The 9,953-nt window shown below is 73.7% G+C and carries 9 protein-coding genes and 1 pseudogene; 2 read left to right on the top strand and 8 right to left on the bottom strand.

The features are described from left to right. Positions 1 to 12 precede the first annotated feature (12 nt). The 7 genes and pseudogenes from tuf to AA75_RS33060 all read right to left on the bottom strand — a co-directional run bounded on the left by tuf (position 13) and on the right by AA75_RS33060 (position 6,173). Entirely contained in the window at positions 13 to 1,191 is a 1,179-nt protein-coding gene (gene tuf, locus AA75_RS33090; RefSeq protein ID WP_033824050.1) for an elongation factor Tu, read from the bottom strand. Positions 1,192 to 1,451: 260 nt separating this feature from the next. Next, positions 1,452 to 3,044 carry a GMC family oxidoreductase N-terminal domain-containing protein gene (locus tag AA75_RS33085; protein WP_033824049.1) on the bottom strand — a complete coding sequence of 531 codons (1,593 nt, stop codon included), beginning with the start codon at positions 3,042 to 3,044 and terminating at the stop codon, positions 1,452 to 1,454. Continuing rightward, complete coding sequence (locus AA75_RS33080) at positions 3,041 to 3,715, bottom strand: DUF5987 family protein (protein WP_233289296.1); 675 nt, start codon at positions 3,713 to 3,715, stop codon at positions 3,041 to 3,043. The genes AA75_RS33085 and AA75_RS33080 overlap by 4 nt, the downstream gene beginning before the upstream one ends. A gap of 3 nt (positions 3,716 to 3,718) precedes the next feature. Then, on the bottom strand, positions 3,719 to 4,354 hold the full coding sequence (locus AA75_RS33075; protein WP_033824048.1) for a hypothetical protein: 636 nt from the start codon (positions 4,352 to 4,354) through the stop codon (positions 3,719 to 3,721). Positions 4,355 to 4,666: 312 nt separating this feature from the next. Beyond that, positions 4,667 to 4,924: pseudogene (locus AA75_RS33070) on the bottom strand (DUF6457 domain-containing protein); the annotation flags it as partial. A 16-nt stretch (positions 4,925 to 4,940) separates the two neighbouring features. Continuing rightward, entirely contained in the window at positions 4,941 to 5,576 is a 636-nt protein-coding gene (locus AA75_RS33065; protein ID WP_033824046.1) for a DUF1345 domain-containing protein, read from the bottom strand. 114 nt (positions 5,577 to 5,690) lie between these two features. Then, positions 5,691 to 6,173, bottom strand: coding sequence for a GreA/GreB family elongation factor (locus AA75_RS33060; protein WP_033824045.1), 483 nt, complete (start codon positions 6,171 to 6,173; stop codon positions 5,691 to 5,693). 546 nt (positions 6,174 to 6,719) lie between these two features. Between AA75_RS33060 and AA75_RS51100 the strand changes: the two genes are divergently transcribed. Further along, positions 6,720 to 6,887 carry a hypothetical protein gene (locus AA75_RS51100; RefSeq protein WP_199520473.1) on the top strand — a complete coding sequence of 56 codons (168 nt, stop codon included), beginning with the start codon at positions 6,720 to 6,722 and terminating at the stop codon, positions 6,885 to 6,887. A gap of 41 nt (positions 6,888 to 6,928) precedes the next feature. Next, positions 6,929 to 9,238 (top strand): FdhF/YdeP family oxidoreductase, encoded by a 2,310-nt coding sequence (locus AA75_RS33055; protein ID WP_033824044.1) that lies wholly within the window; start codon positions 6,929 to 6,931, stop codon positions 9,236 to 9,238. Between the two features lie 31 nt (positions 9,239 to 9,269). On the opposite strand, the gene AA75_RS33050 is transcribed toward AA75_RS33055, so the two are convergent. Beyond that, positions 9,270 to 9,953, bottom strand: a 684-nt coding sequence (locus AA75_RS33050; RefSeq protein ID WP_033824043.1) for an FUSC family protein, incomplete at its 5' end; no start/stop codon positions are given.

Raw genomic sequence — 9,953 nt, 5'->3', positions numbered from 1 at the left:
GCCCGGGCCGGGCTACTCGCCGACCGTCAGCACCGTGCCCGCCGCGACGGTCCGGCCGCCCTCGCGGACGGCGAAGCCGAGTCCCGGCTCCAGCGGGACGGGACGGCCCAGCGTGACCGTCGCGTCGACGGTCTCGCCCGGCCGGGCGGGCCCGCCGTCCGGCAGCTCCAGGTCGCCGACCACGTCGCCGGTGCGCAGGTAGAACTGCGGGCGGTAGCCACTGGTGACGGGCGTCCGCCGGCCGCCCTGGGCCGCCGGCAGCAGGTGCACCCGGGCGGTGAAGCGGGTGTGCACCGATCCGGTGCCGAGCGCGGTGACGACCTGCCCCCGGCGGATCTGCCCGCGCTGGACGCCGCGCAGCAGCAGTGCCACGTTGTCGCCGGCCTCCGCCGACTCCATCGTGCGGCCGAAGGTCTCGACCCCGGTGACCACGGACACCAGGTCGGCGTCGTACCCGAGCACCTCCACCCGGTCGCCCAGCCGGACCCGGCCGCGCTCGACCGCGCCCGTCACGACCGTGCCGCGGCCGGTGATGGTGAGCACGTTCTCGACCGGCAGCAGGAACGGCACGTCGGTGTAGCGCACCGGCGTGGGGACGTACGCGTCCACCGCGTCCAGCAGCTCCAGCAGCGCCGCCGACCACCGCGGGTCGCCCTCCAGCGCCCGCAGCCCGGACACCCGGACGACCGGCAGCCCGGCGCCGTCGTAGCCCTGCGCGGTGAGCAGTTCGCGGACCTCCAGCTCGACCAGTTCGAGCAGCTCCGGGTCGCCGCCGTCGGCCTTGTTGAGCGCGACGACGATGTGCTCGACGCCGACCTGACGGGCCAGCAGGACGTGCTCGGCGGTCTGCGGCATCACGCCGTCCTGCGCGGAGACCACCAGGATCGCGCCGTCGAGCTGGGCGGCACCGGTGATCATGTTCTTCACGAAGTCGGCGTGGCCGGGCATGTCGACGTGCGCGTAGTGGCGGGTCGCGGTCTCGTACTCGACGTGCGAGATGTTGATGGTGATGCCGCGGGCGGCCTCCTCCGGGGCGCGGTCGATCCGGTCGAACGGGACGAACGTGCCGCCGCCGCGCTCGGCGAGGACCTTGGTGATGGCGGCGGTGAGGGTGGTCTTGCCGTGGTCGACGTGACCCATGGTGCCGATGTTGAGGTGCGGCTTGGTGCGTACGAAGGCCTGCTTGGCCATGACGGATCTTCTTCTTCCTGGAATCGTCAGCACGGTGACGGGACCTCAGTGACGGGCCGACCTTCCCCGTCCGAGGTCCCGGGACTTCCCGGGGAAGGTCAGCGTCGTGCGCCGTCGAATGCGGCTGCGAGTGCCAGGGCAGCAGCCATCGCGCCCGCGGCTGCGGGGAACTCGGCGATGGCGTACGGGTACATGCGGGCCATCGTGCCCGCGCGGCGCGCGCCCGCGCCACTGCTTTTCCAGGTGCGAGGGGCCTGCGGTCAGCGGCCCGGTGGCGGGGCGCCGTAGGTGACGGGGACGCCGGCCTGCCGGGCGCGGGCGGTGACGGCCGGGGCGGAGCGTTCGGCGAGGGCGGCGATGGTGAGCGAGGGGTTGACGGTCAGCGCGGCGGGCACCGCGGCGCCGTCGGTGACGAACAGCCCGGGGTGGCCGCGCAGTTCGTGGGTGTCGGTGAGCGCGCTGGTGGCCGGGTCGTCGCCGAGGCGGGCCGAGCCGATCGGGTGGGCGGTGACCGTCGCTGCCACGTCCTCGGACCACGGGCGGACCTGGGCCAGGCCGTCCTTCTCCAGGATCTCGCGCAGCGCCCCGTCGGCCCGCTGCCAGGCGGTGCGGGTCCGGGCGGTGGGGTGGTAGCTCATGGTGCCGAGGCCCAGCCCGGGCGCGAGCCGGGTGGCGCTCCCGGTGAGCGGGGGCGGCCCGAAGGTCCCTTCGTTGTCGTCCTCGGTCATGGCCAGCAGGGTGAGCCAGGAGCGCCACCGGGCCCGCAGCTCCCGTTTGGCGGTGCCGAACCAGGGCGGCGGGCCGGCGGCCTGGGCGAGCAGGTTGGTCAGCGGCGGGAAGTAGATCTGCTGGAGGGTGAACCGGCTGTACTCGGGGGCGGTGGGGTCCAGGTGGTCGAAGCTGGCCGCGGTGATCGGGCGTCCGATCGGCAGGCCCTGGTAGGCGGTGCCGTCCGGCCGGGACAGGCCCAGCAGGGACCGGGCCTTCCCCTCGTCCACGTCGGCGACGCTGACCCGGTCCCCGTTGCCGGAGAAGTACCGGCCGACCGCGGACGGGATGCCGCCCAGCGCCAGCGCGGAACGCTGGAGGATGACCGGGGTGCCGACGGTCCCGGCGGCCAGCACCACGACCTTCGCGTGGATCACCCCGCCCTGCGCGGTGCAGCCGTAGTCCCCGGGGTCGAGGACGGTGTAGGCGGCGGCGTACCGGTACCCGGTGACCGTCGACGGGGTGAGCAGCTGGACCTCGTGCAGCGGTCGGACGGTGGCGCCGTGGGCCTCCGCGCCGGGCAGGTAGTTCAGCAGCAGGGAGCGCTTGGCGTCGAAGCGGCAGCCGGACAGCATCCAGTTGCAGTTGGTGCACCGGCCGGTGTCGACGGCCAGCGGCACCGGGTTGCAGGTGCGTCCGGCCCGGCGGCAGGCGGCGGCCAGCACCCCGCCGGCGTACGAGACGTCCGGCCAGTCGGTGCGGGTGACGGGCAGTGACTCCTCGACCCGGTCGTACCAGGGGTCCAGGTTCGCCCGGGTGAGTGCGGCGGGCCAGATCCGCCGGCCGAGGCCGCCCCGGCGTTCGAAGGCGAAGGCCGGGGCGCGCAGCGACGCGGCGAAGTAGACCACGCTGCCGCCGCCCACGCAGTTCGCGGCGACCACGCTGACGCCGTCGCCCTGGATGACGTCGACGATCCGGTTGTACGTGCCGAGGCGCAGCGAGTGGGTGAAGTCGGCGGCCGCCAGCCGTGGTCCGCGTTCCAGGACGGTGACCCGGGCGCCGCCCGCGGCGAGGTGGTAGGCGGGGATGGCGCCGCCGAACCCGCTGCCGATGACCAGGACGTCGGTGGTCTCGGGGGCGGTCATGCCGGGCTCCCCGAGGCGGTGGTGGCGGGGTGCAGGTCGGCGAGGGCGCGGCCGTAGGAGTACTGCGGGAAGCGCCACAGCCCGTCGGCGTCCGGGGCGGGGAAGCCCAGCCAGGCCAGGCCGGGGTGGCGGCCGGCCAGGGCCTGCCGGGTGTCGAGGTGGGCGGCGGTGTCGAAGGCCAGGCCGACCATCAGGCTGAGCACCTGCCAGATCTGCCGGTCCAGGTCGCCGGGGTCGAAGAGGCCGCCGACCAGGGCCGTCCGGTGTTTGAACGGCAGGCCGACGAAGGCGGGGGAGGTCGGCGGCAGCAGTAGGAGGTGGGTCAGCGCGTAGGCGGCGGCCCGGGTGTCGAGCAGGGCGCCGATGGCGGGCAGCAGTGGGGCCAGGGGCAGTTCGGGGGAGGTGAGGACGTCGACGGCGCCGGCCTGGACCGCCCCGGGGCCGGTGACCGCTCCGGCGATCGGGAGGTCCCCGGGGTGGCGGCGCTCGCCCGGGATCAGGGTGTCGGCGAAGGCTTCGAGGGTCTGGACGGTCCAGCTCGCCGAGGCGGCGGCGGTGTCGGCGGTGCGCTCGGCCGCGGCCGCGGGCGTGAAGCGGCCGGCGGCGAGGATCGTGAGGGTGGCGGTCAGGGCCTTGAGCACGGCCCGCCGGTCGAACTCCGGTGGCGTCACGGCTCACCCGGCCAGGGCGCAGCGCAGGTCGAACGGGAGCGGGACGTTCGCCCCGCTCTCGCCGGGGCTCCGGCCGTAGTCGTCGAGCAGGTCGGCGAGGTCGGCGAAGCCGCCGGCCCGCAGGGCGGCGACCGCGTCGCCGATGCCCACGGTCCGCCCGTCGACCCGGAAGCCGGTCAGCCGGGCGCCGGCCCGCCGGGCGCTGCGGTCCCACCAGTACTGGCCGTCCCAGGCCACGTAGGGGGTGGCCCCGGTGGTGGACTGCACGCTCCAGTGGTCGCGCTGGTAGTAGCGGCAGGTGCTCAGGGCGACCGCGAACCGGGCCGGCTCGGCGAGCAGGAAGCGCAGGGCGCCGCCGTTGTCGAAGGTGATGTCGCGTTTGCTGTACTCCACGCAGAGCGGGTTCACGAACAGCAGCCACAGCGGCGGCTGTTCGCCTTCGCCGAAGCGGTGCCAGGTGCAGGTGGCCGCGAACGGGGGCTCGGTGAACAGGGCCGCCGAGGTCCCGGTGGCGGCCGCGCCGGTGGACGGGTCGGGGTGGGGCGGGGCCGCCGCGGCGGCGGGCGCCAGGGCGGCGCCCCACGCCCCGAGGGCCAGGCTCAGGGCCAGCACGCTGGTGCGGACACGCGAACGGAACACGGGCCACCTCCTGGGAGGGCGGGGGAGACAGGCGGGTACGGCCGGGCGCGGACCAGCAGCACGGGGTCCGCGGCGGGAACCGGCGTACCAAAGGATGGGGCCTGGCTACCCGCCGGTAAAGAGGTGGAACAGTGGCTCATCCACTTCTCGGCCAGCTTTCCTGGTGGGGGAGTTGGGACCTTGACGGGCGTCCGGCGGCGTGGTTCAGTGGCTCGGCCACTGAGCTGCCGGCGCAACGGGGTGGGCCTGCTCGCGGTCCGCGGAACGGGCGGGCGTCACCCGGGCATCCGCCCGGATGCCGCCGTCACGGCTTCACGCGTCGGCGGAGCCGTCCGCCTGCCCGGCCGTCCAGCGCTCGGCCAGGGCCGCCACCTTGCGGCTCGCCTCGGTGACCGCGGCCGGACCGCCGCCCGCCTGCGCGGCGGCGTACCCGACCAGGAAGGCCGTCAGCGGAGCCGCCGGGCGGGCCACGCCGTGCGCGACCACCTTGGTCAGGTCGAGCAGTCCCGTGACGTCGACCTCCAGGTCGATCCCGAGTTCGGCCTCGACCGCGGCGATCCACTCCTTCACGTGAGCCCTCCAGTGTTCAGCCCGTGACGACTCCGGCGACCAGATTGATCGTGGTCGCCAGGATACTGGCGCCGAAGACGTACGAGAGGAGGCAGTGCCGCAGGACCACCGCGCGGATCGCCGGACTGGTGACCGAGGTGTCGGACACCTGGTAGGTCATGCCGAGGTTGTAGCTGAAGTAGAGGAAGTCGCGGTAGGTCGGCGGCTCGTCGCAGTTGAAGTCGATGCCGCGGGCGGACCTCGAGAAGTACAGGTGCGCGTAGCGGGTGGCGTACATCAGCTGCAGCGCCGCCCAGGCCATGAACACCCCGCCGAGCGCGGTCGCCGCTGCGGCGTGGCCAGCGTTCGAGCGGCCGATCAGCAGCAGTACGACGATGCCGAGCAGCCCGCACAGCGTGGCCGCGATCACCGCGAGCTCCTCCAGGACCGGCCGGAAGTCCTCGCGTTGGGCGTCCTTGCGGGCGGTGGCCGCGTCCATCGGCCACAGCACCATCCAGCCGGTCACCACGAACACCGCCTCCGCCGCGGAGACGCCGGCGAGGAAGCCCAACGGCGTCCCGTTGGTCGCCGCGACGGCCACGCCGACCACCGCCCCGACGGCCATCGACCCGGCCAGCCGGGGCAGCGCGGACACGGGCAGCCAACGGGTCATGAGGCAGGACGATATCAGGCGAGATGTCCGATTCGGGGTGCCCGATGGGCGTCCGCCCGGGTGGGATCGGCCGACCCCCGGCCTGCCCGCACCGGGCCGCCGGTGGCGGGTCGCTCAGGCCCGGCCGGGCGGGGTGTCGACGGACACCACCTGCGCGGCGTCCGCCCCCTCGGGCGTCCGGTAGGTCACGGTGTCACCGGCCCGGTGGCCGAGCAGGGCCTGCCCGAGCGGGCTGTCGGAGGTCACCAGGCCCTGGTCCTGCTCGTCGGCGATCTCGTCGATGTGCACGGACTCCCGCACTCCGTCGGAGAACTGCACGGTGAGCGTGGAACCCACCCCGACCACCTCGGGGTCGGGCGCCCCGGCGACGGCCGCCTCGCGCAGCCGGGCCTCGATCTCGGCGATCCGGGTGTCCAGCCGGGCCGCCTCGGTGGCGCGCTGCAGCTCGTCGGCCTCGTCGGCCCGGTCACCGGGGGAGTCGGCGTCGGTGCCGTGCAGGGTCGAGGCGACCGTGTCGCGCTCGCCGCGCAGAACGGAGAGTTCCTGCTCCAGTGCCCGACGGGCGTCGGGGCTGATCGGCTCGGGGATACCGGTCATTTCTGCTCCCGTTTCTGAATATCGGCCGGGACGGTGTCAGTCACTCGGAGAAATTATATCGGCAGATATTCGGGGGCGCCGAATTCTGCGGGAGACGGCGGTCACCGTCCGCGTCGCCCCGTGCGGGCGCCGCATCCGGCCGCCCGGCCCGGAGCCGGGCCGCCCCCGGCCGGTCGGCGCCGCGCCGGAACCGGCCGACAGAACGTCACCGACCGCTCGCGCAAAGGCCGTCAGCGGATGTCAGGCGGTTATTTGAACCATTGTCGGTCCGACGGAAATCCCTCCGGTTGCGGGCGTTTGCGGGGCGGGATTAGGTGGAATCGGTGCCCAGTCCCAGGAGCTGCCATGTCAGTGCCGTTCCCCCCGGCCTTCGGCTCATCCGATCCGTTCAGTGAAATGCCGGACCGATTCTTCGGTAGGTCGCCGGCATCGTCGCTCCGGCCGTCCAGCGGATCCCGATCGACGGCCGCTGACCGAACCGGCCCGGGTCGACCCGATCCGACCCCCTGACCCCGCCACGGGCCCCCGCACCACGAGGAGGACACCATGTCGCACCACAAGTCGAACAAGGAGGTCGAAGGGGACCCCGACACCGCGCACGGACGCGGCCTGCCCAGGCGCCCCGACGAGGACGAACTGGAGCAGCGCACCGAGGAGGACCGCGAGGCGGTGGGCCTGCCCCCGGAGCCCGCGGACCCCGACGACGACCGCTGAACCCGCGACCCGGACCCGACCGACGGCGGAAGGTGACCCTGGTGAACGCCCCCGACGACCCGCAGGACCGCCCGGAGCCCGGGCCCGCGCCCGAGGAGGCCGCGCAGTTCCGGCCCTACCACCACCCGGCCGCGGGCTGGGGCGCGGCCAAGAGCGTGACCCGGGTCCTGGCGGCCCGGCGCGCCCTGGTGGACGGCCCGCGCGCCATCATGCGGATGAACCACGAGAACACCGGCTTCGACTGCCCCGGGTGCGCCTGGCCGGACGACACCAAGGGCCTGCACCTGGACATCTGCGAGAACGGCATCAAGCACGTCACCTGGGAGATGACCCGCAAACGGGTCGGCCGTGAGTTCTTCGCCGCCCACTCGGTGGCCGAACTCGACGGGTGGAGCGACTTCGCGCTGGAGGACCAGGGCCGCCTCACCGAGCCGATGGTCTACGACCCGGCCACCGACCACTACGCGCCGATCAGCTGGAAGGACGCCTTCGACCTGGTCGGCCGCACCCTGCGGGAGCTCGACGACCCGGACCGGGCCGCGTTCTACACCTCCGGCCGGCTCGGCAACGAGGCCACCTTCCTCTACCAGCTGATGGCCCGTGAACTCGGCACCAACAACCTCCCCGACTGCTCCAACATGTGCCACGAGGCCAGCGGCCGCGCACTGCAGGACTCCCTCGGCACCGGGAAGGGCACGGTCGACCTCAAGGACTGGGAAGCCACCGACGCGCTGTTCATCATGGGCGTCAACGCCGCCTCCAACGCCCCCAGGATGCTCACCGCCCTGGCCGAGGCGTACCACCGCGGCGCGCAGATCGTCCACATCAACCCGCTGGTCGAGGCCGCCGCGACCCGCACCATCGTGCCGCACGACTTCGTCGACATGGCCCTGTTCAAGTCCACCCGGACCAGCACCCTGAACCTCCAGCCGCGGATCGGCGGCGACATGGCGCTGCTGCGCGGCATGGCCAAAGCCGTGCTGGAGCAGGCGCACTCCGACCCCAAGGCGCTGGACCGGGAGTTCATCGACCGGCACACCGACGGCTTCGCGCGGTACCGGGAGCTGTGCGAGGCCACACCGTGGGATGAACTGGAACGCCAGAGCGGCCTGAGCCGGGCCGAGATCCTGGACGCCGCACGGATCTACCGGGACGCCGACCGCTCCATCGTCAGCTGGTGCCTGGGCGTCAGCCAGCACGAGCACGGCGTCGACACCGTCCGGGAGATCGTCAACCTGCTGCTGCTGCGCGGGAACCTCGGCCGGGAGGGCGCCGGCCCGTCGCCGGTACGCGGACACAGCAACGTCCAGGGCAACCGCACCTGCGGCATCGACCACCGCCCCGACGAGGAGTTCCTGCAACGGCTCGACCGGGCCTGCGGCATCAGGGCACCCCGGGAACACGGCCTGGACACCGTGGCGACCATCGAGGCGATGCACCGTGGCCGGGTGACGGTGTTCGTCGGCATGGGCGGCAACTTCGCCCTCGCAGCGCCGGACACCCCGTACACCTTCGAGGCGCTGCGCTCCTGCGACCTCACCGTCCAGGTCAGCACCAAACTCAACCGCAGCCACCTGGTGCACGGCCGCCGGGCCCTGATCCTGCCCTGCCTGGGCCGCACCGAGCAGGACCACCAGCGCGGCGGCCCGCAGAGCACCTCCGTCGAGGACTCGATGAGCATGGTCCACCTCTCCCTCGGCATGAAGCGGCCCGCCTCGCCCCACCTGCTCTCCGAGCCCGCCATCATCGCGGGTATGGCCCGCGCCGCCCTCCCCGACAGCGCCACCCCCTGGGAGTGGTACATCGAGGACTACGACCGCATCCGCGACACCATGGCCCGGGCCCTCGACGGCTTCGAGGACTTCAACCGCCGGGTCCGGCTGCCGCTGGGCTTCCGGATCCGCCAGCCCGCCCGCGAACTCGTCTTCCGCACCCCGTCGGAGCGCGCCGAGTTCTCCTCCGCGCCGCTGCCCGACGTGGTCCCCGCCCCCGGGACTCTGGCCCTCGGCACCATGCGCTCCCACGACCAGTGGAACACCACCGTCTACTCCGACGACGACCGCTACCGCGGCATCAAAAACCTGCGCACCTTGGTCTTCATGAACGCCGACGACATGCGCGAGCGCGGCATCGAGGAGTTCGACCCCGTCGACATCACCAGCACCGCCAAGGACGGCACCACGCGCGCTGTGCACGGCTTCCTCGCCATCCCCTACGACATCCCCCGCAGCTGCGCCGCCGGCTACATGCCGGAGCTGAACGTGCTGTGCGCCATCGGCGACTTCAGCACCCAGAGCGACCAGCCGCTGATGAAGCACCTCAAGGTCACCGTCACCCGGGCGGCCCGCTGACCCGGCCGGCCGACACCGCGGCGGGCGTCCGTCAGTGCGGGCCGGCGAGCCGCGCCAGCAGCAGGTACACGCGCTGCTCGGCGGCGGCCAGGGCCGCCGTGTCGATCCCCGCCGACCACAGCTCACCCGCCGCGGCGTCACCGGCCTCGCGCAACTCCACCACGGCCACCGCCAGCTGCACCTGGACCAGCAGCACCGGCACCCCCGCCCGCCCGGCCAGCGCCCGCTCCGCGCGTTCGGCCGTCTGCGCGCACACCGCCAGCGCCCGCTCCACCCTGACCGAGGCGTGGCCGTGCACCACCACCAGCGCGCAGCCCAGCCCGACGACGATCCCCAGCACGCTGCCCAGCGCCCGGTCCCGCACCAGTTCCCCCGCCGGGGCAGGCGCCGCCAGGTCGCTCAGCAGCAGCGCCAGCGGCGTCAGGAAGACCACGCCCAGCGCGTAGTTGCGGACGACGACGGCCTCCAGCAGGAACTCGAGCACGACCACCAGCCCCACCAGCACTGCGGCGGCCGGGTGCGCGGCCAGCAGCGCCAGGGCCAGCAGGAGCCCGGCGAAGGTGCCGAGGGTGCGCTGGACGGCGCGCTGCGCGGTGGTGCGGACGTTGACCGAGTGCAGGACGGCCGCCGCGGAGATCGCCGCCCAGTAGCCGTGGCCGAGCCCGAGCGCGACGGCCAGCGCACCCGCCAGCCCGGTGCCCACCAGCATCCGCAG

The organism is Kitasatospora sp. MBT63 (assembly GCF_000710465.2).
Lineage (GTDB): Bacteria > Actinomycetota > Actinomycetes > Streptomycetales > Streptomycetaceae > Kitasatospora.
This window is presented reverse-complemented; position numbering and strand designations above follow the sequence as displayed.

Bases quoted from the DNA above. Each gene is read 5' to 3' on its own strand.
- AA75_RS51100 (WP_199520473.1), top strand. From the start codon at position 6,720: ATGTCGCACCACAAGTCGAACAAGGAGGTCGAAGGGGACCCCGACACC.
- AA75_RS33065 (WP_033824046.1), bottom strand. From the start codon at position 5,576: ATGACCCGTTGGCTGCCCGTGTCCGCGCTGCCCCGGCTGGCCGGGTCG.
- AA75_RS33060 (WP_033824045.1), bottom strand. From the start codon at position 6,173: ATGACCGGTATCCCCGAGCCGATCAGCCCCGACGCCCGTCGGGCACTG.
- AA75_RS33085 (WP_033824049.1), bottom strand. From the start codon at position 3,044: ATGACCGCCCCCGAGACCACCGACGTCCTGGTCATCGGCAGCGGGTTC.
- tuf (WP_033824050.1), bottom strand. From the start codon at position 1,191: ATGGCCAAGCAGGCCTTCGTACGCACCAAGCCGCACCTCAACATCGGC.